The 25613-nt window shown below is 41.7% G+C and carries 26 protein-coding genes, 1 pseudogene and 2 riboswitches; of the genes and pseudogenes, 16 read left to right on the forward strand and 11 right to left on the reverse strand.

All coding sequences use genetic code 11. The annotated features are described in order from the left end of the window. The first annotated feature begins 51 nt into the window (after positions 1-51). Entirely contained in the window at positions 52-486 is a 435-nt protein-coding gene (locus tag MUN89_RS09210; RefSeq protein WP_396266086.1) for a YugN-like family protein, read from the forward strand. Here the strand turns inward: MUN89_RS09210 and MUN89_RS09215 are convergent. Together MUN89_RS09215 and MUN89_RS09220 are read right to left on the reverse strand one after the other, a co-directional pair. Beyond that, on the reverse strand, positions 457-1482 hold the full coding sequence (locus MUN89_RS09215) for a potassium channel family protein (RefSeq protein WP_244713076.1): 1026 nt from the start codon (positions 1480-1482) through the stop codon (positions 457-459). The genes MUN89_RS09210 and MUN89_RS09215 overlap by 30 nt on opposite strands. 65 nt (positions 1483-1547) lie before the next feature. Then, complete coding sequence (locus MUN89_RS09220; protein ID WP_244713078.1) at positions 1548-2099, reverse strand: thioredoxin family protein; 552 nt, start codon at positions 2097-2099, stop codon at positions 1548-1550. Between the two features lie 131 nt (positions 2100-2230). Here MUN89_RS09220 and MUN89_RS09225 point away from each other — a divergent pair, with 131 nt between their 5' ends. Both MUN89_RS09225 and MUN89_RS09230 read left to right on the forward strand, forming a co-directional pair. Beyond that, the gene (locus tag MUN89_RS09225) at positions 2231-3289 is read left to right on the forward strand and encodes a M20/M25/M40 family metallo-hydrolase (protein ID WP_244713080.1); all 1059 of its coding nucleotides are present in this window, start codon (positions 2231-2233) and stop codon (positions 3287-3289) included. An 82-nt stretch (positions 3290-3371) separates the two neighbouring features. Then, positions 3372-3518, forward strand: a riboswitch (FMN riboswitch). A 128-nt stretch (positions 3519-3646) separates the two neighbouring features. Continuing rightward, complete coding sequence (locus MUN89_RS09230; RefSeq protein ID WP_244713082.1) at positions 3647-4270, forward strand: ECF transporter S component; 624 nt, start codon at positions 3647-3649, stop codon at positions 4268-4270. A 156-nt stretch (positions 4271-4426) separates the two neighbouring features. Here MUN89_RS09230 and MUN89_RS09235 read toward each other — a convergent pair whose 3' ends face one another. The 4 genes and pseudogenes from MUN89_RS09235 to MUN89_RS09250 form a co-directional block, all read right to left on the reverse strand. After that, positions 4427-4912: a TspO/MBR family protein gene (locus MUN89_RS09235; RefSeq protein WP_244713084.1), complete on the reverse strand. Its 486-nt coding sequence runs from the start codon at positions 4910-4912 to the stop codon at positions 4427-4429. Between the two features lie 20 nt (positions 4913-4932). Next, entirely contained in the window at positions 4933-5304 is a 372-nt protein-coding gene (locus tag MUN89_RS09240) for a TraR/DksA C4-type zinc finger protein (protein ID WP_244713086.1), read from the reverse strand. Continuing rightward, positions 5304-5723, reverse strand: a complete 420-nt coding sequence (locus tag MUN89_RS09245; protein WP_244713088.1) for a hotdog fold thioesterase — start codon at positions 5721-5723, stop codon at positions 5304-5306. The genes MUN89_RS09240 and MUN89_RS09245 overlap by 1 nt, the downstream gene beginning before the upstream one ends. Positions 5724-5810: 87 nt before the next feature. Further along, positions 5811-6754: pseudogene (locus MUN89_RS09250) on the reverse strand (1,4-dihydroxy-2-naphthoate polyprenyltransferase). A 241-nt stretch (positions 6755-6995) separates the two neighbouring features. Between MUN89_RS09250 and MUN89_RS09255 the strand changes: the two are divergent. The 8 genes from MUN89_RS09255 to MUN89_RS09285 all read left to right on the forward strand — a co-directional run bounded on the left by MUN89_RS09255 (position 6996) and on the right by MUN89_RS09285 (position 14844). Further along, the gene (locus MUN89_RS09255) at positions 6996-8384 is read left to right on the forward strand and encodes an isochorismate synthase (protein WP_244713089.1); all 1389 of its coding nucleotides are present in this window, start codon (positions 6996-6998) and stop codon (positions 8382-8384) included. Between the two features lie 2 nt (positions 8385-8386). After that, the gene (menD, locus tag MUN89_RS21995; RefSeq protein WP_318036129.1) at positions 8387-9013 is read left to right on the forward strand and encodes a 2-succinyl-5-enolpyruvyl-6-hydroxy-3-cyclohexene-1-carboxylic-acid synthase; all 627 of its coding nucleotides are present in this window, start codon (positions 8387-8389) and stop codon (positions 9011-9013) included. Then, on the forward strand, positions 8989-10125 hold the full coding sequence (menD, locus tag MUN89_RS09260) for a 2-succinyl-5-enolpyruvyl-6-hydroxy-3-cyclohexene-1-carboxylate synthase (RefSeq protein ID WP_318036130.1): 1137 nt from the start codon (positions 8989-8991) through the stop codon (positions 10123-10125). Before menD (MUN89_RS21995) ends, menD (MUN89_RS09260) begins: the two co-directional genes overlap by 25 nt. 3 nt (positions 10126-10128) lie before the next feature. Beyond that, a complete protein-coding gene (menH, locus tag MUN89_RS09265) occupies positions 10129-10929 on the forward strand; it encodes a 2-succinyl-6-hydroxy-2,4-cyclohexadiene-1-carboxylate synthase (RefSeq protein WP_244713091.1) in 801 nt (266 codons plus the stop codon). A 64-nt stretch (positions 10930-10993) separates the two neighbouring features. Beyond that, positions 10994-11812, forward strand: a complete 819-nt coding sequence (menB, locus tag MUN89_RS09270) for a 1,4-dihydroxy-2-naphthoyl-CoA synthase (RefSeq protein ID WP_244713093.1) — start codon at positions 10994-10996, stop codon at positions 11810-11812. 73 nt (positions 11813-11885) lie between these two features. Beyond that, a complete protein-coding gene (locus tag MUN89_RS09275) occupies positions 11886-13358 on the forward strand; it encodes an o-succinylbenzoate--CoA ligase (protein WP_244713095.1) in 1473 nt (490 codons plus the stop codon). Beyond that, entirely contained in the window at positions 13333-14373 is a 1041-nt protein-coding gene (gene menC / locus MUN89_RS09280) for an o-succinylbenzoate synthase (protein WP_244713097.1), read from the forward strand. The genes MUN89_RS09275 and menC overlap by 26 nt, the downstream gene beginning before the upstream one ends. A 147-nt stretch (positions 14374-14520) precedes the next feature. Next, the gene (locus tag MUN89_RS09285) at positions 14521-14844 is read left to right on the forward strand and encodes a hydrolase (RefSeq protein WP_318036131.1); all 324 of its coding nucleotides are present in this window, start codon (positions 14521-14523) and stop codon (positions 14842-14844) included. 145 nt (positions 14845-14989) lie between these two features. Here MUN89_RS09285 and MUN89_RS09290 read toward each other — a convergent pair whose 3' ends face one another. Both MUN89_RS09290 and MUN89_RS09295 read right to left on the reverse strand, forming a co-directional pair. Next, positions 14990-15583, reverse strand: coding sequence for a DUF6612 family protein (locus MUN89_RS09290; RefSeq protein WP_244713099.1), 594 nt, complete (start codon positions 15581-15583; stop codon positions 14990-14992). Continuing rightward, the gene (locus MUN89_RS09295; RefSeq protein ID WP_244713101.1) at positions 15580-15810 is read right to left on the reverse strand and encodes a DUF6612 family protein; all 231 of its coding nucleotides are present in this window, start codon (positions 15808-15810) and stop codon (positions 15580-15582) included. Before MUN89_RS09295 ends, MUN89_RS09290 begins: the two co-directional genes overlap by 4 nt. A 268-nt stretch (positions 15811-16078) precedes the next feature. Here MUN89_RS09295 and ytkD point away from each other — a divergent pair, with 268 nt between their 5' ends. After that, positions 16079-16558, forward strand: coding sequence for an RNA deprotection pyrophosphohydrolase (gene ytkD / locus MUN89_RS09300; RefSeq protein WP_244713103.1), 480 nt, complete (start codon positions 16079-16081; stop codon positions 16556-16558). A gap of 75 nt (positions 16559-16633) precedes the next feature. On the opposite strand, the gene pckA is transcribed toward ytkD, so the two are convergent. After that, entirely contained in the window at positions 16634-18226 is a 1593-nt protein-coding gene (gene pckA, locus MUN89_RS09305) for a phosphoenolpyruvate carboxykinase (ATP) (protein ID WP_244713104.1), read from the reverse strand. A 472-nt stretch (positions 18227-18698) separates the two neighbouring features. Continuing rightward, positions 18699-18812, forward strand: a riboswitch (SAM riboswitch). 214 nt (positions 18813-19026) lie between these two features. Between pckA and metK the strand changes: the two genes are divergently transcribed. Further along, positions 19027-20226 (forward strand): methionine adenosyltransferase, encoded by a 1200-nt coding sequence (gene metK / locus MUN89_RS09310; RefSeq protein ID WP_244713106.1) that lies wholly within the window; start codon positions 19027-19029, stop codon positions 20224-20226. 153 nt (positions 20227-20379) lie between these two features. Continuing rightward, on the forward strand, positions 20380-22293 hold the full coding sequence (gene asnB / locus MUN89_RS09315; RefSeq protein ID WP_244713108.1) for an asparagine synthase (glutamine-hydrolyzing): 1914 nt from the start codon (positions 20380-20382) through the stop codon (positions 22291-22293). Here asnB and MUN89_RS09320 read toward each other — a convergent pair. Beyond that, positions 22274-23155: a C39 family peptidase gene (locus MUN89_RS09320; protein WP_244713110.1), complete on the reverse strand. Its 882-nt coding sequence runs from the start codon at positions 23153-23155 to the stop codon at positions 22274-22276. The two genes, asnB and MUN89_RS09320, sit on opposite strands and share 20 nt — an antisense overlap. After that, positions 23152-23670 (reverse strand): gamma carbonic anhydrase, encoded by a 519-nt coding sequence (locus tag MUN89_RS09325; RefSeq protein WP_396266103.1) that lies wholly within the window; start codon positions 23668-23670, stop codon positions 23152-23154. The genes MUN89_RS09320 and MUN89_RS09325 overlap by 4 nt, the downstream gene beginning before the upstream one ends. A 67-nt stretch (positions 23671-23737) precedes the next feature. Here MUN89_RS09325 and MUN89_RS09330 point away from each other — a divergent pair, with 67 nt between their 5' ends. Both MUN89_RS09330 and MUN89_RS09335 read left to right on the forward strand, forming a co-directional pair. Continuing rightward, positions 23738-24520, forward strand: a complete 783-nt coding sequence (locus MUN89_RS09330) for an alpha/beta hydrolase (RefSeq protein ID WP_244713112.1) — start codon at positions 23738-23740, stop codon at positions 24518-24520. A gap of 16 nt (positions 24521-24536) precedes the next feature. Continuing rightward, a complete protein-coding gene (locus MUN89_RS09335) occupies positions 24537-25613 on the forward strand; it encodes a tetraprenyl-beta-curcumene synthase family protein (protein ID WP_244713113.1) in 1077 nt (358 codons plus the stop codon).

Genomic DNA, 25613 nt, shown 5'->3' on the forward strand with positions numbered 1-25613 from the left:
ATGGATGATCTGAGGTTTTTTTTATGGGGCAGTCTATAACTAAAAGGAGGGATGAATGTGATTCCACTATCATCTTCAATTACAGGAGAAGTATATGCATTTAGCGATATCGAGCAAGAGCTTCATCCATTAGGGTTCAGGCTTTCTGACAATTGGGATTATGAACATGGCTATTTCGATTATAAAATTGACAGTCAGGATGGTTATCACTTTTTGAGAATACCATTCTCCGTCACCGCTGGAAGTTTGGATAGTCCCTATGACAGCTCACTTGTTAGAGTGGAGGAACCTTTTCTACTTGCCCATATTTATCAGGATGGCTTAGATGATCATGTCAGGGAGGGAAACTTCCGAGCCGCTTTTGATCAATTCCAAGAACCAAAAGACAAAGATGGCCACGTCCCGGAACGCTATGTCAACATAGGCCGAGAGCTGATTGAAAATGTAGAACAAGCATTAACTTCTAAGCGGAGTGAACACAATTAACCGATCGCCTCTTTCCAATTGCATGTTCAGCTGGATGTGAAAATTAATCTCCTTTTCTTTCTTCACAGCGATGACTAAATGGTTTTCGCTAAGGAAATGCTCCATAATCTTGATCATTGATTCTCCCAATAATTTTTCTGGGAGCTCTTCTTCGTGAAACTGAGAGGAAGTGAGCAGATCAAGAAGCAGTTGAAAAGGCTGAGCCGGTTCATTTCTATATAACTCGTGGTAAAACAAGCTGCTCATAAAATCATTGGATCGAATAACTGTATTCGCTCCGGCACGCTGAGCATTGATTTTTTGGCGCTCGGTTAATACTTCAGCGATGATAAACAGCTGAGGATGGTGTCCCTTCAAGGCTACGGTTTGATGGATGACGGATTGATCAGCTTGTTCTTCCTTTTTCGAAGGATCAGCTGTGACTACGGCTATCCTTGCTTCTTTCACATTGGCTTTCTCTAATATTTCTTCGTTGGAAGCATCTCCCTTAATAAAATGGACGAGAGGGAGACGTTCATAAAATTCGTTCATCGTTCGGTCGATCAATACGATCTTTTCCTGCGACTCATATTGCTGTACCATGTCAATTAATTGACGGGTCCTTTCATTCCAGCCAATTAGTACGAGATGGCCGTTGTTTTTATAGGGAACTTCCCCACGGCTTAAAGCTTGTTCATGTTTTACTGTGGCTGCGGATAAAGTAGCCATGTAAAATGTAACCAGCCCTCCTCCTGAAAGAATGAGGACGATCCCTGTAATTTTTCCTGCCGGGCTAAGAGGAACATAATCACCATACCCAACTGTAGCTCCTGTCACAAACGCCCACCAAATGCCGTCGAAAATGGTTGGAAAACTTAATGGTTCGAGAAGGTGTATGATCAAGCCAAATAAACCCATTAAGATTAGAACAGTACCGAGCAATCTCATAAAGATAGGTATTCGAAAGTAAAAGCGAATCCAATTCTGCATGGCCGTCTCCCTTCTTTTTACTTTCATTATGGGTATTCCTTAAGGAATTCAAACATAAAAAAACTTGCCTAACAGGGAGGCAAGCAAAACCATTAATATTGCAACGTTTTTTTCAAATCATTATAGACAGCATTCCAAAAGTCCTGATTATTGCGGTAGGCCTTCGTTATGAATGTCAGCATTTCCTTCTGCTTACTTTCATAGTCATCCGTTTCTTTATTCTTCAGCCCCTCCATAGATTGATCAATAAATTCCTGAACTTCAGGTGCCCGCGGCCCCCAGGTCGCGACTTCTTCTCCCTGGGTATTGATAATAATCATTTTTGGAATGGAACGAGAATCTTTAGTAAGATATTGGTCCATTAATTCAGTATTCTGATCCCTCAATAAGAAGTGTGTGTGAATATGTCCTGCTTCTGCAAACCTTAAAAAGACAGGAATATTTAACATGGCATCGCCACACCAGTCTTCTGTAATAATAATTGCCCGTAAATTTCTTTTTTGAAGCTGTTCAAATAATGGATGATCAGAAGCATCAATATGAAAGTGTTCATAAATATAAATAAGATCCTCTTTATGGCAGGTCATAGCTTCCACGTAGCTTTGGGCGTCTATGCCTTTTAGAAACCATTCTTCGAGATTCATTAAACCCCTCCTCGATTCATGCATACTAAATCACGTTCCCTATTTGACCAGATAGTATGCAGGAATTTAGTAAATGTAGAAAAATTAATAAATTTGTTATGATTATAGTGGATTAAAAAGGAGGAATACATATGCAAAATGATCGATTAAGCTTTTTATTCGAATTGTTGAAAACCCCATCCCCATCCAGTATGGAAATGACAATTCAAAAACGATGGATAAAGGAAATGGAACCGTTTGCCGATGAAATCCGAACGGACCACGCCGGGAATGCGATTGCGGTATTAAACCCCAACGCTGAATTTAAAGTACTGCTTGCAGGTCACTGTGACGAAATTGCCCTAGTCATTAACCGCATTGATGAGCAGGGATACCTTTATTTTGAGAAAATGGGAGGCATTAACCATAAGGCTGCCGTCGGGATGAAGGTTCATGTGCTTGGATTTAAAAAGACAGTGACAGGCGTGATTGGGGTTAATGCTCAACATCATGGAGGCTTGAAAGGTGATTTTGATCACGAGGATTTATTTATCGATTGCGGTGCAAAGTCCAAAGAGGAGATGGAGGAGCACGTTCAAATCGGTGATTTAGCTGTATATAAGAGGGAACCGGAAATCTTAATGGACCGCTATGTGTCCGGGAGGGCGCTGGATAATCGAACGGGCCAGTTTATTGTTGGTGAAGTCATACGCAGGCTTGCAGACAAGCAATTAAATGTGGGCGTCTATGCAGCGAGTACGGTTAATGAAGAAACCAACATGGGCGGTGCTTATTTTGCTGCAGCTGGAATTGAACCCGATATGGCTATTGCTTGTGACGTTACGTTTGCTACGGACTATCCAGGTGTAAATAAAAATAAGTATGGCGATGTAAAACTTGAAGCGGGACCGGTTCTAGCTAAAGGCGCGCCGATTAATCGTAAGATCAATGGGCTGTTGGAAAAGACGGCAAAGGAATTATCGATACATGTTCAATATGAACTCACTTCAAGGGCAACTGGGACGGATGCAGATCGAATGCGCTTAACTGGTAAAGGGGTTCCAGTTAGCCTGGTATCCCTGCCTTTGCGATATATGCACTCACCAGTGGAGACCGCCAGCATCAAGGATATGGATCAGGAAATTGAACTGTTGGTGGAGCTTTTGTCTAACATGAGCGGTAAAGAAAGCTTAAACCCTCTTGATGAATAATCTCCTCATAAAGGAAAAGGCGGGCATTTAAGTTGCACAACCTGCCTTTTCCTTATAAAATAGAAGTACAATAATATATCGGTTCCATCTTCGGGGCAGGGTGTAATTCCCGACCGACGGTAAGGTGTGCAGGTATGCATTCTAAGTCCGTGACCCGTTTGTTTATTAAACGGTGGACCTGGTGAAAATCCGGGACCGACAGTGACAGTCTGGATGGGAGAAGATGACGAGCGAAACGGGTAGTGAATACTACCTATGTTTTCCTGTGGAATTTTTACCAACCCTAAAGCCCCTTTTTTGTGCTTTAGGGTTTTTTGATTCCTTTGGACAGCTCACCTTCATCTGGGATGTGAATCGATGAAAGATGAAGGAGGATGGATGATGAACCGAAATGGGCAATCATCAAAGTTATTTAAGTTAGTAATCATAGCGTTATTTGGAAGTATCTCAGTGGTACTCATGTTGCTGAATTTTCCACTGCCATTGCTTCCGCAGTACTTAAAGGTGGATTTTAGTGAAATTCCGGCACTCATTGCAGCTATTTTATTTACTCCCCTTGCAGGGATTGCGGTTGAAGGATTAAAGAATGTTTTGTATTTTATTTATACTGGGGCATCTGACCCAGTCGGAGTAGTGGCTAATTTTACCGCTGGTTTATTATTTGTCGTCCCTGCAGCGATGTTTTATCGCAGGTTTAAATCGACGAAAGGTCTGGTGTCGGGAATAGTGGTTAGTATCGTCATAACGGCAGTCAGCATGAGTGTTTTAAACTATTTCTTTATCCTTCCAGCTTACAGCTGGTTTATGGGTATGGAAATGATGAGCGCCCAAATGAAATGGACGACTGTAGTAGCTGCTATCCTGCCGTTTAATGCCTTAAAAGGGCTGATCATAGGAGTGCTGTTTGTGCCTGTTTTTATTAAGCTGCGGCCATGGATTGAGCAGAAACGAATGCAGTCGAACTCTTCCTCAGCTGCTTAACGACACACTAAATAATGGGAATTAGAAGCGAAGCAGCCTTTTCTCCAAAGGCTGCTTCAGCTTGTAGAGAAAGCCCGTTGATTTCCTATATGTTGTTTTACGCCCCGTGCGGTCCAATAGCACTTCGTTTACCTGTCCCCCTTCTCTCTATTTGACTTAGTATAGCAGAGTAGATCCAGGATTCATTTCAAAAATGGTGAATGCAAGGTAAGTAGCGAAGGAACTCCAGGCAAAATAAGGGAGGAGAAGTAAACTGCTCAATCTGCTGATATTCCATAATGCTAGAATTAAAGCAAGAGCTGTCAAGGATACAAATGCAGCGTCTACCGTTGCCAGGAGCAAATCCTTAAGGGAAAATTGAAAGTAACTAAACAACTGGTTGAATATATAATTAATGAACATGAGAGCCCATACTCCTCGAGGGAGGCGAAAGGTTCCCTGTTTTTGAATTGCTTGTGTATAGGAAAGGGCTATAAGGAAAAAAAGAACCGCCCACACTTTTCCTATAATTCGACCGTCTGGAGTGAAGGCAGGTTTTGCTAACTGGTTGTACCACTCCTGGGCTGTTGGAAAAAGCCACCCAGCGATCGTGAACCCCCCATAGACAACGATCATAAACAAAAAAAGCTTTAACCATCTCATAATAAAGAAAGGAGAGCGGTTCAGGACCGCTCTTCTGCCTCCTCTACAAGTAATCGTGCTGTCGGCTGAACCTCCAGCCTTTCGATCGGAATCGGCTTTCCAGATTTTTCGCTGACGCCAAAACGTCCTTCCTCAATTCGTTTCAGAGCGTCATTAATTTCCATAAGATGTTCACGGGATTGTTCATAAAAGGTTAAATCTTTTTCCTGTTCAAACTGTTCCGTGCCAAGATTCCCTGGGTGGTCAGCAACACTGGATACTTCTCCCGTTCGGTCTTTTTCAAAATCATTATGATTTCGCTCTGAATGAAAATCTTCTAATTCTTCTTCTGTTTCTTCTTTCATTTTTTCTAAGCGTTTCTTAAATTGTTGAATTTGATCTTCTGTCAGCATTATATACTCTCCTTTCCTGTCTTTCTCTCGCTATTAATAGGAACTACACCAATTGTGCACCGTGCAATGGAAAGCAGCTGGCCTTCGTCGCTTTTAATTTCTATTGACCACACCATGGAATTCCTGCCTATATGGAGGGGTTCTGCTGTCCCCTTGACAAAACCACTGCGTACACTTTTCATATGATTAGCGTTAATTTCCATTCCAAACACTTGGTGTGTAGCTGGATTAACATTTAAATAAGCCCCGATACTTGCAGCAGATTCTGCTAATGCTGCACTTGCTCCTCCGTGAAGGTATCCCATGGGCTGATGGGTTCGTTCATCCACTGGCATTTTAATTTGAACGCGATCCTTATCAGCTGTTTCGATTTCCATTCCTAATGCTTCCATAAGTGTGTGGTTTAGTGAAATGTCCATAGAATCATTCCTTTAATTGTTATTTCCCGAAGCCCGCGGGATCAAACCTAAACAAAAAAAGGATGGGACCCATCCTTTTTTTACTTCCTAGCCAATTGGAATAAACAGCTGAAGGAGAAGTGAGACTCCTAAAAGCATTCCATAAATGGTATTTGTTTTTGCAGTAGCTATCATGGCTGGCAGCATTTCAAGGGGGCAGATTTATTTTTGAAGCCCTTGATAGCTGTGATGCCTTTAATTAAACTGAATAGAGTGATGAGCGACCAAAATGGTAACAGACCGGCAAAAATGAGTCCAATCGTAGTGCCGTAAGCGATCGTAAATAAAAAGCTTAGAAAACCTACTGCTCGTTTATGGCCAAATAAAATGGCTAAAGTCCGCCTTCCATTTTCTTTATCTCCTACCCTGTCCCGAATGTTATTCGCAAGCAGAATGGAAGCCACAAAAATAGCTACAGGCATCGATACAAATGTCACATGCCAATTAATCGATAAAGTTTGAATATAATAACTGATTTCCACAATCACAGTACCCATAAAAAGTCCGGCTGTTAATTCACCAAACGGGGTATAGGCGATTGGGTAGGGCCCTCCAGTATAGAGGTAACCGAACAGCATGGATACCAGTCCAATTAAGGCAATCCACCAGCTGGATACTGCACAAATATAAAATCCGAGGAGAACGGAAATAAGCAGAAAGCTGATCGCAAGCCTAAAAACAGTCTGCGGTGAAATACCGTCCCGGACTATGGTGCCTCCTATTCCTACAGAGTTTTCATTATCCAAGCCTCTTACATAATCGTAGTATTCATTAAACATGTTCGTGGCCGCCTGAATGAGGATGGAAGCGAGCAGCATTGCTGCAAACAACAAGACATTGATCGTTTCGTCAATTGCAGCAAGCATTGTACCGACAAATACTGGAACAAATGCTGCGGTTAATGTATGGGGGCGCAGCAGCCTCCACCATACTTGAAGTCCTTCACGTTCATTCAAGGAAGCTTTTATATTATGGTTTGGCATAGAGCTCATAGGTGTTCTCTCCCTTGTAATAGACTAGTAATATAATATCAAATTTATCTTAGGGAAACTACAATAGAGTGTCAATGATTGTAAATCGTAAAAAGAACGATTGAGATTCCTTGAGTCAAGCGAAAAAAGAGAATAAAATAGAGAAAGATGTATGGGATAAAAGAAAGACTCATATCGGATGATATGTATTATTATAAATGATAATTTAATAAACGTCCCTAATAAAATGGGAGGAATGATTATGCTTCATACAAAAGTGTCTCAGTTTGAAGATATAATAGATCAAGCATTAACAACGGCATTGGAGGACAAAACACCACAGTTAGTCAGCTTCGTAGAACAAATTGACTATCAGAATCCATATGTATTCTTTCACAATGGAGTCAAGGTTGATCAACACCGTGTGTTTTGGAAAAGTGCTGAAGAAGATTTTTTGATGGTCGGAGTAGGGTCAGCGAACAAAATGTTTACAAGTGGAGCAGACAGATTTCAAAACTTGCAGACAGCCTGGAATGAGCTGCGTGAAAAAGCAATCGTTTCGGACGGCTATAAGCAAAAGGGAACAGGAGTTGTGGCCCTTGGGGGCTTCAGTTTTAACTCTGGAAATCTCAAGGAAGCACCGTGGGAAAAGTTTCCTGACAGCCAAATGACCATCCCGTGTTTTCTACTAACGAATTATCACCATGTGTCCTATTTAACGATTAATGCTGTGATCTATCCTGAGGACCATAAACAGCAAATTTTGAATCAACTGCTTGAACAGGAAGAGCTTTTGTTCCATGGACAAGACTTTACACCCCACATTCCAGAGAGAATACGGGCAGAAGAACAGGACCCAGAAGGCTGGAAGTCCTCTGTTAAGCAAGCTACCGAAGATATTAAAGCAGGACTGCTTGATAAAGTCGTGCTGGCACGTGAATTGAAAGTTAATTTTAAAGAAGATGTACACATTGCGGCTGTTTTGCAAGAGCTTGCAGCCAAGCAAGCAAACAGCTATCTTTTTGCGATTGAAAGTGAAGGAGCGTATTTTATCGGTGCCACTCCAGAGCGGCTGGCTAAAGTAGAAGACAAAACGCTCGTTTCTACATGCCTGGCTGGGACAATTCCTCGAGGAAGAAACGAAGACGAGGATTTACGATTAGGAAAACAGCTGCTCCACGACCGAAAGAATCGCCAGGAACACGAGTTTGTCGTTCAAATGATTCGGGATGCTGTAGATGCCTGCTGTTATGACGTGGAGATTCCGTCTTCTCCCGTCTTGTATCCGCTTCGTAATTTACAGCATTTATATACTCCTGTAAGGGCAACTTTACAAACAGGATATACCTTGCTGGATGTTATTGAGAGGCTTCACCCAACGCCTGCACTCGGTGGTATGCCGCAACATACTGCCATCGATTATATAAAAGCGAATGAACGTATGGACAGAGGCTGGTATGCAGGGCCGGTTGGATGGATGGACCGACAGAACAACGGAGAATTTGCCGTTGCAATTAGATCTGCGCTGATTCAGGGAAAGAAAGCGTCCTTATTTGCAGGATGCGGAGTAGTAGAAGATTCAGATCCCCAGTCAGAGTACGAAGAGACAGCCGTGAAATTACAGCCGATGTTATCTGTTTTAGGGGGATAAGTATGGATGGACATGTAGAAGCTTTAACGAAATATGTAACCCAGTTTGTCGACCAGCTCGTCTATTCTGGTGTTAAAAATGTGGTGATTTCGCCTGGTTCGAGGTCAACACCCTTGGCAATGGCTTTTGCAGAGCATAAGGGCATTAAGCACTGGATGAATCTTGATGAACGATCAGCCTCTTTTTTTGCACTAGGGATGGCTAAGGAAATGGAAGAACCTGTCGCTTTGGTTTGTACGTCTGGAACGGCTGCTGCCAATTATCTTCCTGCTATCGTAGAAGCTCATTACAGCCGCGTACCTATAGTGGTATTAACTGCTGACCGGCCACATGAACTAAGAGAAGTAGGTGCACCGCAAGCGATCGATCAGACAAATATGTATGGGAAATACGTGAAGTGGTTTCAGGATATGGCGCTGCCTTCGGTAGAGCTTACCGCTTATGTCAGGCGTCAAGCTGCCCGTGCGGTGGAAGAAAGCACAGGAGGACATGCTGGTCCTGTCCACTTAAATTTTCCATTTAGGGAGCCGTTAATTCCTGACTTTACTTTAGAAGGCATTTGGAGGGGGACCAAGAGCCTGTTCCTAGAGCATCGAAAGGAAGTATGCTCCCAGATGAGGAGCAATTGACTCCTTTAGTGCAGCATTTGAAAAACGGTGGAAGAGGTTTAATAGTCTGCGGACCAGAAGCCAATAATCATATAGCTGAGGCAGTTGCTGAACTTGCCATTAAGCATGCGCTCCCTATTTTTGCTGATCCTCTATCTCAACTAAGGGCGGGACAGCATGATAAGAGAAATATCATTGAAAATTACGATTCGTTGTTAAAGTCAGAAAGCTTTAAGAATGATTACCGTCCAGATTTTATTATCCGCTTTGGAGCGATGCCTGTTTCAAAGGCGTATTTGAAGTGGATTCAGCAATATGGTGACGAAATCGACCATTTTGTAGTAGACCGTCATCTCAGCTATCGCGAGCCTTCTGGAGTGAAGACGAAGTTTATTTGGGCAGACCCGGAAATGCTGTGTAATCAATTGGTTGATTTGGTTACAGATGAAGTGCGGAATGAAAACTGGCTAGAATTTTGGAAATCAATGAATGTCATCGCCAAAAATCATATGCTGGCTGAACCCGGGGAGAAGTTAAATGAAGGTCATGCGGTTGTATATCTGGCCGAAGCTCTCCCGGAAGAATCTGTTCTGTACGTCGGGAATAGTATGCCGATTAGAGATGTAGACAGCTTTTTTATGGCTACACCGAAGCAAATAAAAATATTAGCTAATCGTGGTGCGAATGGTATTGACGGAGTTGTTTCCTCCGCTGTGGGAACTGCAGCAAGTGGTAAGCGTGTAACCCTGCTGTTAGGTGATCTCTCATTTTTCCATGATATGAATGGTTTACTTGCAGCAAAGCAGCACGATATCCCCATAACGATAGTAGTCATTAACAATAATGGTGGCGGTATTTTTTCTTATCTCCCTCAAGTGGAGCACAAGGATTATTTTGAAGAGTTATTCGGTACTCCTCTAGGTATTGATTTTCTTCCGTCTGTGAAAATGTATGGCGGCAGCTATCATCGTGCTGAGAATTGGAACCAGTATCAGCAGGCGTTAGCAGATAGCTATCAAGAAGATGGCATGTCGGTTGTTGAAGTCATTACGAACCGTACAGAGCATGTTGACTTTCATAAAGCAAAATGGAAGAGCATCGAAGAAGCCATTTTAGAATGGAGACGTAGATAAGAGATGTATGTAAGCGTTCAGCAACGTAAATATTGGCTTGAAGACAAAGGAGAAGGCGGACCAATTCTTCTGTGTCTGCATGGTTTCACGGGAAGTTTAAACACCTTTGATGAGCTGGTTAATCAGCTTTCTTCACGCTTTCGAATTCTATCGATCGACATGCCCGGACACGCGAGAACCGGGGTGTTAGGACAACTGAACATGGAACAGTTTTGCTCGGATCTGAACGAATTATTAAATCAGTTATCTATTCCTTCTGTTCAGCTGCTAGGCTATTCTATGGGAGGACGAGCTGCGCTTTCATTTGCTTTGCTCTATCCAGAGAAAGTGAATAAGCTTATCTTAGAAAGTGCGTCGCCTGGATTAGAGAAGCCTGAAGAACAGAAAGAACGGAAAGCACGAGATGCTGCTCTTGCCAGACGAATTGAAGATAAAGGAATTGAATCCTTTATCGATTACTGGGAAAACATTCCTTTGTTTGATTCGCAGCAGGAACTTCCAATTGAACAGAAGGTAAAAATCAAGGAGGAGAGATTGCATCACCATCCTGTTGGCCTGATCCAATCCTTACTTGGAATGGGTACTGGTAGTCAGCCTTCCTGGTGGAGAAGTTTATCGGTGTTATCTACTCCCTTGCTTCTAATCACGGGCATGAAAGACGAAAAGTTTAAGATTATTAACCGCAGAATGGACAGTTTAGCCCTGGAATCCCAATTAACGATCGTTGAGGGGGCGGGTCACGCGGTACATCTGGAGAATCCAAAGCTCTTCACTGAAATTGTGGAGGCATTCGTGATACAATGAAAGCGTTAGGCGCTTGAACTACTTGGAAAATGAACTGTTAAGCATACAGAAGGAGGAAGATATCATGGCTTTTGAATGGAATCAAGAAAGAGAATATGAAGATATTTTATACGAAACGTTTGAGGGGATTGCAAAAATTACGATCAACCGTCCAGAGGTACGTAATGCATTTCGCCCGCAAACGGTACAAGAATTAATTGATGCCTTTGCTTACGCCCGTGATGATTCAACGATTGGAGTCATCGTGCTTGCTGGAGCAGGAGATGAGGCTTTCTGTGCTGGCGGGGACCAAAAAGTGAGAGGTCACGGCGGTTATATAGGAGATGACAGTGTCCCGAGGTTGAATGTACTTGATCTTCAAAGACTGATTCGAGTTACTCCGAAACCGGTAGTGGCTATGGTTTCTGGGTATGCTATTGGAGGCGGACACGTTTTACATATTGTATGTGATTTAACGATTGCCGCAGATAACGCTGTGTTTGGTCAAACAGGACCTAAAGTTGGGAGCTTTGATGCAGGGTATGGTGCTGGACTGCTTGCACGTATCGTCGGCCACAAAAAAGCCCGTGAAATATGGTACTTGTGCCGTCAGTATAGTGCAAAAGAAGCGGAAGATATGGGTCTAGTAAATACCGTAGTACCTGTGGATAAGCTGGAAGAAGAAACCGTGCAATGGTGCAAGGAAATGCTTGAAAAATCCCCTACCGCTCTACGGTTCTTAAAAGCCTCCTTTAACGCAGATACCGATGGCTTGGCAGGACTTCAGCAAATGGGAGGCGATGCCACCCTGCTTTATTACACTACTGATGAAGCTAAAGAAGGCCGAGATGCATTTAAGGAAAAACGCAAGCCTGATTTCGATAAGTTTCCAAGATTTCCGTAATTGTAAAAAGAAGCAGAAAGGGGCTTTCCACTGGGGAAAGCCCCTTTCGCTTTAAGAAAGAGAGGGAAGGATTGTGGGTCAAACAATTCCTCATTGGCTGGAAAAACAAAATGATTTAAACCCCGATAAAACAGCAATTGAATTTGCGGGAGGAGGCAGGCTTACCTTTGCAGAATTAAGAGAGGAAAGCAGACGTTTAGCTGGTGGAATGCTGCTTCAAGGGATCCAACGTGGGGATCATATTGCTTTATTGGTAAGCAATCAGTTATCAACCCCGCTTTTTATCCATGCTCTCAGCTACATAGGAGCAGTGGGAGTACTATTAAATACTCGATTGACAGCAGAAGAATTAGCCTACCAATTGGATGATGCAGACGTCAAAAAATTAATTGCAGATAAAGAACACCTAGAAAAAGGAATAAAAGCTGCGGATTTAACATCATTAGGTGCAGATGATGTTTATTCCAGCTCTCGTTTTCCAAAAGTGGAGGAGGCATCTGACCTTAATACATCCCTTGATTTTTCTGACCCGTACACCATGATCTATACTTCTGGAACGACTGGTCAACCAAAAGCCGTGATCCATACTTATGGGAATCATTGGTTTAGTGCGGTAGCATCTGCTTTAAATTTAGGAATCGAAGCAAAAGATAAATGGCTGTTGTGCCTTCCTGTTTTCCACGTAGGAGGATTCTCCATATTAATGAAAAATGTAATTTACGGTATGCCCATCGTATTATTTAACAATTTTGATGCGGGGAAGATAAACGACCAAATTATGGAGAATGGCGTTACGATCATATCGGTGGTGACAGTTATGCTGCAGCGGCTGCTTAAGGACCTTGGAAGAGGATCCTACCCTGAATCGTTTAGGGGAATGCTTCTAGGCGGAGGGCCAGCACCTGAACCGCTGCTTTATGAGGCGTATGAAAAAAATATTTCTGTTTTTCAATCCTATGGAATGACGGAAACAAGCTCTCAAATATGTACGTTGAGTCCTGGTGAAGCCTTTCGAAAAATTGGCTCAGCCGGAAAAGCCCTAAGTCCCGCAGAATTAAAGATCGACCAAAGTGAACCAGGGAGGATAGGTGAAATACTTGTGAAGGGGCCGATGGTTTCAGAGGGATATTATAAGAAACAAAAAAGGGAGAATGAATTTTTAAAAACAGGAGATCTAGGTTATATGGATAAAGAGGGATTTCTTTATGTGGTGGATCGTGTAAAAGATATGATCATTTCTGGAGGAGAAAATATTTATCCTGCGGAAATCGAAAGTGTACTGACGGGTATAGAAGGTGTTCAGGAAGCTGGTGTTACCGGAATAAAGGATGATGAGTGGGGAGAAGTTCCTGCTGCATTTCTTGTATTGGAAAACAACATGCCTTTAGATATTGAAAAAATAAAAGCTTACTGTAGAGAAAAGTTAGCGGGTTATAAAGTACCTCATGTTTTTTATATTCTTGAAGAATTGCCTAGAAATGCTTCAAATAAAATTTTAAGAAGAAAGCTGTTGGAAACTTATGAGCGAAACAATGAAGGTGCATAACATTACCCTTTTTCATGTGGAACTGGCCATGAGAAATCCATTTTCCACCCATCAAGGCAGCTTAACCAAACGCCCCTTAATCATTGTTAAGGCAACAGATGAATCGGGGAATGCAGGATGGGGCGAAGTCACTGCTTTTCCCGGCCCGTTCTATACGTCTGAAACCATAGATACGGCCTGGCATATTTTAAAAGATTTTCTGCTCGAACAAGATTCATTAACTAAACTTTCACATCCAAGCGAGTTTTCTTCGGAATTTTCACATATCCAAGGTCATCAAATGGCAAAAGCTGGACTTGAAGCTGCTTACTGGGATCTATTTGCCAAACAGAGGAAAAAAAGTTTAAAAGAACTTTTAGGCGGCAGCAGAAGCTTTGTTAAAGCGGGGGCAGTGATCAACTTATCTGAAAATTTTAGAGAAAAGCTTCCCCTGTTTAAAGAGCAGGGATACGAAAGGTATAAGTTGAAGGTAGAAAAAGGAAAAGAAAAAGAAGCAGTCGCTGCAGTAAAAGAGCTTGATTCCGAAGTGCAGTTAATGATTGATGCCAACGGTGCTTATAACGAAGAGGACTTATCCTATCTAGCTTCGCTGGACGAGTTAGGATTATTGATGCTTGAACAACCTTTTCCGGCTGGTGATTTCTACCTTCATTCAGAGCTTCAAAAGCGCATGAAAACCCCTGTCTGTCTTGATGAATCGGTTATGTCCCTCCATGACGCGAAACAGGCGGTCCGTTTAAAAAGCTGTCAAATGATCAACATAAAGATCAGTCGCGTCGGTGGGTTAAGCACGTCCATGGATATTCATAATTATTGCATGGACAATGATATCCCTGTGTGGTGTGGCGGGATGGTGGAGTCGGGAATATCTAAAGCACACAATTTAGCTTTAGCTTCGCTTGCCAATTTCACTGTTCCTGGTGACCTTTCAAGTTCAGAGCGGTATTTTTTTAAGGATTTAGTTGTGCCTCCGCTTACGATTCATGGGGGAAGATGGAAGTGCCTGATCAGCTAGGAATTGGAGTAGAGGTGGATGAGAACTATTTAGAAGAAGTGACGATAAACAAGTATGAGAAACAAATGAATCTTTATTAAAGTGTGTCTTTCTTATTTTATCGGATAGGTACAGCCGCTCTTGCTCAAACTATACGCAGGAGGGCTGATGATGGAAAAGAAAAAATATAACATTAACCTTGGGACAAGAGAAATTTCAGTGAACCACGACGCCAACAACGATGACTTTGCAATTTACGCGACAGAAGACGAAGCCCTAAAGCTTCGCGAAGTATTTAATGAAATTTATAACTCAGACGTGCGTTCATTTTTCAGGGCTCATGTGCCTGCAGAACCTTATCATTATGATCAAGCAAATGATGAGTACGATGAAGGGATGGCTGCAGCTTTTCGAATGATTTATGAGCTGGGAGATGAAGGAACAAAGAAACAAATTGAAGAAATGGATGTATTAAAGGATTTGGATGAATAAGAAAAAGCCGCCTTTCTGAGAGCGGCTTTTTTAAAGAAGAGAACCCATGTTTTTTAGGCTATGATCGGAATAATGCGTTTTCTACTAGGACTGTAATAGCATTTGGTTTAAGTTTTACTAAATTCATGCGATCTTTGTAATAAATTCACCTGTTTTTTATCTCTCCTGCCGAACTTTTAATTTCTTTCGGAACTGTAATGTTCCCTAATTCATTGTAGTCACTGTAAGTACCTGAAAGCGTCTGCTTCACTGAGGTTTTCTGACCACCGTTATCTATTGAAAAATTCATTTCTATATCTATCGCTTTGGGATAATAAGATTCCTTATTAATGGTGTAACGGTAAGTAACGTCATTAATCGTCAGTTTTTTAAAAAGGTCCTTTGGAAGTTTAGCTTCAGGAAAGTTTTCCTTCATCGTATTCTTAATGAGTTCTTGAACGTCCTCTCCTTTGGAATGAAAGGTAAGAATATAATTTCCTTCTTTTTCCTCTAAGTTAAAGTCATCTACATAGTCTTTAAGCTTGCTCAATTGTTTTGCAGGCATCTGGTCAGCAGCAGTAATCTGGCTCATTTTTTCCACCATGTTATCCGGGGCTTTTACCCATTGATTCGATCCTGGCTGGGAAATGAAAAATCCATCAGTTGTGTAGTATTGTTCGATCGATTGTCCCATGGTTTGGACGGTTTGATGGTAAGCCAGTGGGTCAGCGTGTACTTTTGCCTCTATGGATGTTTTCATAGGAATACCCCGGGCATCCTTGTTTCTTCAGCCGATTCAGATGAGAGGTCTCCGGTACTTACATGCTGAACGGACTCCATTTTCATACTAAAGCTCTCCAGTTGTTTGCTTGCGTCCAGGGACTTTTGGTAAATTTCCGCTACCTTTGCTCCCTCTGTGCTCGCACAGGCGGTCATGAGTAAAGTCATAATCAGCAGGGAAGCTATGAGGAATGATTGTTTCTTCATTGGTCTCCTCCTTTTTTGGCTTACTACTATGCATTACGAACGGGAAGGAAAAAAGTTTCAGTGCCTCCAATATACGCCTTTCAGGTTTATGGGCAATAATAGACAGGAATACTAAGAGTATAGGACAGCTGGTTTACGATTGTACTCGTAAGGAACGGTTTGTAATTAAACCTCCTTATGGTACGATTTAAAGAGCGTGGAATTTCAAGAGTTACTTGAACATAAAGCTGGTAGCGAGTAACTAGCAATAAAAGGCAGAGGATCATACATGAAGACATTTAACGATTATTATCGCAATGAAGTAACATTATCATTTGAAGATCATCCTTTTTCTAAATATCCAAAGCATGTCTGGGTCATATGCCGTTATCAAAACAAATGGTTATTAACCAAACATAAAGATCGTGGATTTGAATTTCCCGGAGGAAAAGTGGAAGAAGGAGAAACACCGGAAGAGGCGGCTGTAAGAGAGGTTAAAGAAGAAACGGGAGGCATGGTAGAAGAACTTACCTATGTCGGACAGTATTATGTAGCAGGCAAAGGCGGCACAATTATTAAGAATGTTTATTTTGCTATCATTTCTTCCTTAGCAGACCAGGATCATTACTTTGAAACTTATGGACCGGTGCTATTTGAAAGGTTTCCGGAAAAACTAGTGTCAAACGAACGGTTCAGTTTTATGATGAAAGATGAAGTCCTTCCGAGTTGTTTAACGTATATTAAGAAATATTTTGCCAAAGAAGTGTAGGAAAATAAAAAAACGGGTTGTACTTTTAAGTACAACCCGTTTTTTTTATATATTTGAGGAGATGAGGAGCGTTAATTACCGTCTTCCATAGACGGGACCTGCCTGTTTAATTTCAGGCGGCGCGTGTTTAAACTTTAAGAAATTGTTGTGAAATTTTTCGGCAAGCTGTTTCGCTTGCTCGTCGTAAGCATCGGGATCATCCCAGGTTTTTCTAGGAATTAATACTTCGTCCGGGACTCCTGGACACTGTGTAGGAATACTTAATCCAAAAACAGGGTCTTTATAGGTTTCTGTGGATTTCAATTCACCCTCCAATGCAGCATGAACCATGGAGCGGGTGTGGGAAAGGTTCATTCTTTGTCCTTTTCCAAAAGCTCCTCCGGTCCACCCTGTATTAACTAAAAATACTTCGGCGTTGAATTGATCGATCTTTTCTCCAAGCATTTCTGCATAAGTAGCTGGCGGAAGCGGCAGAAATGGAGATCCAAAACAAGCGGAAAATGTAGCTTGAGGGGACGTGATTCCTCTTTCTGTTCCTGCCAGCTTGCTCGTATAGCCGCTTAAGAAATGATACATAGCCTGTTCCTTTGTCAATTTGCTGATCGGCGGCAGTACTCCAGTTGCATCAGCCGTTAGAAATATGATCGTGTTCGGGTGTCCTGCTACGCTTGGCTGCACAGTATTTTTTATGTGGTCGAGCGGATAAGCGGCTCTCGTGTTTTCAGTTAGTGACGTATCATTATAATCAGGGGTTTTCGTATGTTCATTTAAAATAACGTTTTCCAAAACGGCACCGAAATGAATGGCTTCAAAAATCTGCGGCTCTTTTTCTTTGGACAGATTAATGCATTTCGCATAACATCCACCTTCAATATTAAAAACGCCATAGTTTGACCATGCATGTTCGTCATCCCCGATTAAACGGCGGTCTGCATCAGCAGATAAGGTGGTTTTCCCTGTTCCGGATAGCCCGAAAAAGAGTGCAACATCCCCTTCTAAGCCGATGTTGGCTGAACAATGCATGGGAAGGACGTTTTTTTGTGGAAGAATATAATTCATAACAGAAAAAATGGATTTCTTAATTTCTCCTGCGTACTCTGTACCGCCGATAAGTACAATGCGGTGCTTAAAGGAGATCATGATGAATGCTTCTGAATTCGTACCATCTACATTTGGAATCGCTTTAAATGTTGGAGCAGAAATAACTGTGAACTCCGCTTCATGATTCAGCGTCTCTTCCTTTGTAGCCGGAATGAACATCTGTCGTGAAAATAGATTATGCCAGGCAAATTCATTAATGACTTGAATTGGAAGGCGGTAACTATTATCAGCACCAGCAAATCCTTTGAAAACGTACAATTCTTCACGAGCTTTTAAGTATCTAAGTACTTTATGGTAAAGTGTAATAAACGTTTCTTCATCAATCGGCTGGTTTACGGAACCCCAGTCAACTTTCCCTTCAGATTGATGGTCTTTAACAATGAATTTATCTTTAGGAGATCTCCCTGTATAGGCTCCGGTAGTCGCTTGTATGGCACCTTTATCTGTAAGATTGCCTTCATGACGAGCAAGGATTTTTTCAACCAGCTGTGGTACAGACAATTGATGCTTAACATGCTCTTCGGTTAATAATTGGTTTAAGTCAGACATTTGATTAATGGCACTCATATGTTTACCCGCCTTTTCGTAAAATATTTCAATAGAACAGATGCTGTAATTTGTTAATTAGTATAACACATTGTGTTTAATAGTCCACGCTATTTTATAAAAAACTGAGAGTAATTTTCCTTCTAATCAACAAAGGAAAGTCATCCATAAAAACATCCCGAACTCCTTCTTACTTTAACTTATGTGAACGACATTATTTCGTTTACTATTCATCTGCATCAGGGGATTATACATGACCCCGGAATGAAAAGATTACATAAAGATCGTGCTTATAAAAAGTCAAACGTTTACGGGCATGCTTCATATGGTGATTATAAAACTTAGTGGTAACAATGTGCAGTCATTTGGTTCTTGGTAAGGGAATTTTCTTTCATAATGTCAAAGGATCTATTAATGGAAGATATGGCTTAGTCTGCAGCCATTTAATTGACAATACTAAGGGATTTCGTTACGATAATTTCGAACGGAAACTCTCTTATCCAGAGTCGGTGGAGGGACAGGCCCTTTGAAACCCGGCAACCCGTCAATCTTGACACGGTGCTAACCTGAAGCAAGGAGTACGTAAAACCTCCTTGGACGATAAGAGCGAAAGGAAGCACCCCCTTTCCTCGAGTAAGGAAGGGTTTTTTCTTTTTATAAGGAAATATCTGTCTAAGCTGTTTACAGCTGTAACCTACTCAAATCATCCGATTATGGTTTGGATACTATAATCTCCATATAGTGAAGATCTTAATGATCAATATCCTGGAAAGAGTTCCGTCTAATAATTTGTGCATGGAAAGAAGGAGGAGTTTTTGAGAATGTCTGCCAATCGTCGTTTGTTTACATCTGAATCTGTTACGGAAGGTCATCCTGATAAAATCTGTGACCAGATTTCTGATGCCATTTTGGACGAGATTTTAAAAAATGACCCGAATGCAAGGGTAGCTTGTGAAACAACAGTTACTACTGGACTTGTACTCGTCTCGGGAGAAATCAGTACAAATACTTATGTTGATATACCAGCCATTGTCCGCCAGACTATTAAGGACATCGGCTATACCCGTGCTAAATATGGATTTGATGCAGATACTTGTGCGGTACTTACTGCTATTGACGAACAGTCACCTGATATTGCTGGAGGCGTAGACGTAGCTTATGAAGCGCGTGAAGGTCAGATGAGCGATGAAGAAATTGAATCGATTGGTGCCGGAGACCAGGGGTTAATGTTCGGTTATGCCAATAATGAAACGAAAGAACTGATGCCTCTTCCAATCTCGCTTGCCCACAAGCTCTCGAAGCGTTTAGCTGATGTCAGGAACGATGGAACTCTTGCTTATTTGCGTCCAGACGGAAAAACACAGGTAACGATTGAGTATGATGACAATGATCAGCCGGTTCGAGTGGATACGATCGTTATTTCAACTCAGCATGCTGAGGAAGTCACACTGGAGCAAATAAAAAAGGACTTGAAAAAGTTTGTTATTGAACCAGTAGTTCCAACAGAGTTCATTGATAAGGAAACAAAATATTTCATTAATCCTACCGGTCGTTTTGTCATTGGAGGACCACAAGGGGATGCAGGACTTACAGGCCGGAAGATTATCGTAGACACATATGGCGGATACGCCCGCCATGGAGGCGGTGCCTTCAGTGGGAAGGACGCCACGAAAGTGGACCGTTCAGCGGCTTATGCTGCTCGTTATGTGGCTAAAAATATCGTAGCAGCCGGTTTAGCGGAGTCTTGTGAAGTGCAGCTTGCTTATGCCATTGGAGTGGCACAGCCTGTTTCGATTTCCATCAACACAAATGGAACGGGGAAAGTCTCCGAGGAAAAACTAGTTAAGGCTGTTCGGGATTTATTTGACTTGAGGCCAGCTGGAATTATAAAGATGCTTGATTTACGCAGACCGATTTATCGCCAGACTGCTGCCTATGGTCATTTTGGACGCACTGATGTAGAATTCCCGTGGGAAAAAACAGACAAAGCGATGGAGTTAAAAAGTCTCTTAGAACAATAAGTGTTACATCGTTCTTGAAGAAATATCAGGAACGATGTTTTTTTTATGAAATATTACATAAAATGACCAAGAAAGGCTCTCGAAGCCTTATAGGTTTTATGATATAATTTTATCTCGTAAGTTTAGACTGCAAAAAGAAAGTGAGGAACGTCTATGTGTGGTTTTATTGGAATGATTAGAGATCTTCCAGCGCTGCCTAATGATGAACAACAAGCGACGTTCAAATATCGTAATGATGTTATTACTCATCGCGGCCCTGATGACGAAGGGTTTTTTCACGATGATTATATATCTTTTGGCTTCAGAAGATTAAGCATTATTGATATTGAAAGCGGGCATCAGCCGCTAAGCTATGAAAATGACCGTTATTGGATGGTATTTAACGGTGAAATCTATAATTATGTCGAATTACGGGATGAGTTGAAAAAACAAGGGGCTCAGTTCTCAACAGAATCTGATACAGAAGTGATCATTGCCCTGTTTCATGAGAAAAGAGAAGAGGCTTTTAAGGAACTTCGCGGCATGTTTGCCATCTTAATATGGGACAAGCATGAGGAGACACTGTACGGTGCTAGAGATCCATTTGGTATAAAGCCGCTTTTTTATTCGGAAGAAGAAGAAGGCATCTTTTTTGCTTCTGAAAAGAAAAGTATTACTGTGGCCAGGCAGAATGAAGTAGTAAGTACAGATGCTCTTCAGCATTATTTAAGTTATCAATTTGTTCCTGAGCCTATGACTTTGACCGAAGGCATTCAAAAAGTTCAACCCGGTCATTACTTTATCAAAAAACCGGAAAAGCCAATCTCTTTCCACCGCTACTTCCATGCTACGTTTCAGCCGAAGCTCATGAGTAAGACGGACTGGATTACGTCTATTCAGGATGTCATGTTTGATTCAGTCAAAAAGCATATGCGCAGTGACGTACCTGTAGGTTCGTTTTTATCCGGCGGCATTGATTCTACTATTATTGTAGCCATGGCTAAACAGTTTAATCCTAATATTAAGACCTTTTCTGTTGGGTTTGAAAGAGAAGGCTATTCAGAAGTGGATGTGGCAAAAGAAACAGCGGAGAAGCTGGATGTGGAAAATATCTCTTATATCATATCACCGGAAGAATATGTCCAGAAGCTGCCAAAAATCATGTACCACATGGATGACCCTCTCGCAGATCCGGCTTGTGTTCCTTTATACTTTGTAGCAAGGGAAGCGAGAAAGCATGTAACCGTTGTGCTTTCAGGAGAAGGAAGCGATGAGTTGTTTGGCGGGTACAATATTTACAGGGAACCGGAATCTTTAAAAGCTTTTCAGCATATCCCTGCTTCCTTGCAGAAAATGATTGGACGTGTGGCAGATGTTCTCCCAGAAGGTGTAAAAGGGAAGAGCTTTCTGCAAAGAGGCACCACGCCTTTGAAGGAAAGGTATATTGGGAATGCGAAAATGTTTGAGGAAGCTGAGAAAGAAGCGTTGATGAAAGATTACCGTCAGGACCTTCCTTATAAGGAGATAACGAAATCTCTTTATGAAAACGTTCATACTTATGATCTCGTCAACCAGATGCAGTACATTGACATTCATACATGGATGCGTGGAGACATTCTTCTTAAAGCTGATAAAATGACGATGGCTCATTCACTTGAATTACGCGTGCCTTTTTTAGATAAGGAAGTATTTAACGTGGCGAGCGGTATTCCTGTGGATATGAAAATTGCAGAGGGAACGACTAAACATATATTGAGGCAGGCGTCACGTGGTATTATTCCAGACCATGTACTTGATCGGAAAAAATTAGGTTTTCCTGTACCTATCAGGCACTGGCTCAAGGAAGAGCTTCACGATTGGGCGAAAGTGTTAATCAAAGAAAGCGAGACGAGTTACTTAATTGATAAGAATTATGTTCTCAGCCTGCTGGATGCTCATGCTCAAGGAAAAGCGGATTACAGCCGGAAAATCTGGACGGTATTAATGTTTATGCTCTGGCACCAAATCTATGTAGAACGTAAGTTTCCACTTGAGGACTTGCAAAATGAAGATAAGACGAGAAGCAAGCTTACGGCTTCAAAATCGTAATCGCCTGCTTCCCCATCTGCACCCAGGCTTCTCTGAAGCTGTTAATGGGTGCTTTTTTTGTTATGTTTAATGGATCGTTAAAATAAATATACTCACGGTCATAGCCTGTTACAACAACTGAATGCTCCTTCCGGGTAACTTGTATTTTTCCCCCGGAGGTATGCCATGTCTCAAAGTAGCGGTCGGAAAGTTTATCGTAATCAGAGTTAATAATCACCCAGATAGGAAGTCCATCATTCACATATTGCAGGATTTGGGAAAAGTCCTGTCCGGTAAAATCAACGGCTCGTTCATCGAAGTACTCTTGAGTAAGCTCCATTATCGGTTTATGATAAACCCCAAGCCCCGGATTGTTCAACGAATACATATCTCCGACAAAGCCTTCATTAGGGTCGCCGTAATAGACTTTTCCATCGATAGTTTTTAAGGAAGCTGTATTTTTTTTGATTTCACTGGCCAGCTTCAGTTTATCTATTTTATTTCCGGAGAAGTGAAAAAGCATGGCCAGGCTTGTTACTTCACAGCCTCTTGGCAATTCGGGGTATTGTTCAATCATAGGTACCGAAAGCTTCACAGAAGGAAGGATACTTCCTTTATTGCTCATCTTTAAGGCCAGTTCAGTTCGTCCTTGTGAAACTTCTGTATCCGTGATAAATGTGGTGTAGAATTCTTTTCCTTTTGCAAGCCAGTGATGCTTGTTCACAAGCACTAGTAAAAGTGCCAGGCCGGCTAACAAAAATAGACAGCTGAATACCCGGGCCTGCTTTTTTAACGATAAAGGAAGTCGTGAAGAATAAAGGGCTAACATCATACCGCAAATAATCGTAAAAGAAAACAATCCATAAATCATTCTAACACTCACTTATTCAGCAATTCTTTGTAATATTGGCCTTTTTCAACGTAGGTTGCTCGAATGCGATCCAGTTCTTTGTAGTCTTCATTATTTAAAGAGCGGACGACTTTAGCGGGCCTTCCAAAGGCAAGGCAATGATCAGGGATGACTTTACCAGGAGGAACGAGGCTTCCAGCACCGATAAAAGAATTCGCTCCTATTTCTGCTCCATCCAGGATAATAGATCCCATTCCTATCAAAGCATTCCTTTTTACGTGAGCTGAGTGCAGTGTAACCTGGTGGCCGACAGTGACGCCGTCTTCTATAATCAGAGGTTGATTCGGGCTTTGATGAAGCAGGCTCAAATCCTGAATGTTGACTTCACTGCCGATTTTCACAGGAGCAACATCACCCCGAATGACCGTTTTAAACCATATACTGGATTTTTCACCAACTGTGATGTCTCCAGTAAGCACAGCATCTTGAGCGACAAAAACGGTCGGATCAATAGAAGGAATTTTTCCTTTATATTCGCAAATCATGATAATCCCCCTTATAATATGACTATGTACAGTATAGCAAATTTAGTTTTGGTTTAAGGGGAAGAAACGGATGAAAAAATTGATAGCTATGGAGCCAGTGGGAACGATCATTATTGTTCATGGTGCTTTTGAACATTCTGGGAGGTACGACCAACTGGCTAAACAGTTTCAAGCGGACGGTTTTCACGTCATTTATGGCGATTTGCCCGGCCAGGGTTCTTTTAAAGGCAGAAAAGGCCATATCAAAAGCTTTGATGATTACATACAAACGATAAAAGCTTGGTTATTTGATGCAGAAGAAAATCTGCCGTTATTTTTATTAGGACACAGCATGGGAGGGACAGCCGTAATCCGTGCAATGGAAGAATTAAAGCCTTCCGTATCCGGCGTCATTCTTTCCTCTCCAGCAGCTGGTCTGCTGTCTAAGGCTTCCCGGCCCATGGAAGCCCTGTCTTATGTATTAAATTATCTTTGTCCTTCTTTAAGAGTACAAAGAAAGCTTAAACCGGAAACAGTGACTACCAGTCCGGAACTAATCGAAGAATATAAAGTAGACCCTCTTCTCATTGATCGGGTATCTATTCGATGGTACCGTGAATTCCGTAAAGCGATCAAGCAAGCTTTTCTATATATTGACCAATTTCCTGACGTGCCTCTATTAGTTATGCAGGCAGGAGAAGATCTGATTGTAGACCGCTACAAAACATTGGAATGGTTTCATAAAGTGGAAAGTAAAGAGAAGACTTATAAAGAGTGGCTTCATTTCTACCATGAAATATTTAATGAACCAAAAAGAGATGAAGTATATCACTATACGCTCAATTTTATGCAGCAGTTAATATCAAAAGACTAGGATAGGAGGATCTGTCTTGTCGGGACAAGTTCCAAATAACGCTGTTAAAATGATGGTAAACGTTTATCGATTCATTTTTCCAAGCGTTCATCAAGAATTAGACTATTGGATTAAAAAAGCCCAGGCTATACCTAATCAAGAACTGAAAAACCAAGCCTTGGCAAGCATCAGGGATAAAACGTTTCATTGTGAAGGGGGAGCGATCTACGCTCTGCTTGCAAACACTAATTGGAGAGAAGCCATTCGATTTATCGTCGCTTACCAAACTATAAGCGATTATCTGGATAATCTTTGTGACCGCAGTACATCGATGGATCCTAAAGATTTCAGAATGCTTCATCAATCGATGACGGATGCGTTGACTCCAGGTAATGAGTTAAAGGATTATTATCATTATCGTACAGATAAAGAGGATGGGGGGTATCTTCACGCCCTCGTTAGAACCTGTCAGCAAGTACTCGCGGGTTCGCCTGATTATCGATATGCTTTAATGCACACGAATAAGCTTGGCGGTCTGTATAATGACCTGCAGGTTCATAAACATGTCATTGAAGAAGAAAGGATTCCGAGGCTTAAGGGATGGTTTGAATCCCACCAGCCGGATTGGCCGCATCTGGAATGGTATGAATTTTCCGCGTGTACGGGTTCTACACTTGGCATTTTTTGTCTTGTCTCTTATACGCTGGGTGGGAAAATGAACGATGAGCTTGCCGGTCAAGTGGAAAAAAGTTATTTTCCATTTATGCAGGGCCTTCATATTCTGCTTGATTATTATATTGATCAGCAGGAAGATAAGGAAGAAGGAGATTTAAATTTTTGTTTCTATTATGAGCATCAAGAACAGATGATCAATCGTTTTAAATATTTTGTTGAACAAACGAATGTGGAAGTATCAAAACTTCCAGATCCTAAGTTTCATCAGATGATTCATAAAGGGCTGGTTGGTTTGTACCTGGCGGACCGCAAGGTAGGTAAGTTAAGCAATGCCAAAAGGTTCGTCAAAGATCTTCTTAAAGTCAGTGGAAAAAAAGCTAAGTTTTTCTACATTAACACGAAGATGTACCATATGATAAAGCCTGGACGACCTTTGTAG

Source organism: Halobacillus salinarum (assembly GCF_022919095.1).
GTDB lineage: Bacteria > Bacillota > Bacilli > Bacillales > Halobacillaceae > Halobacillus_B > Halobacillus_B salinarum.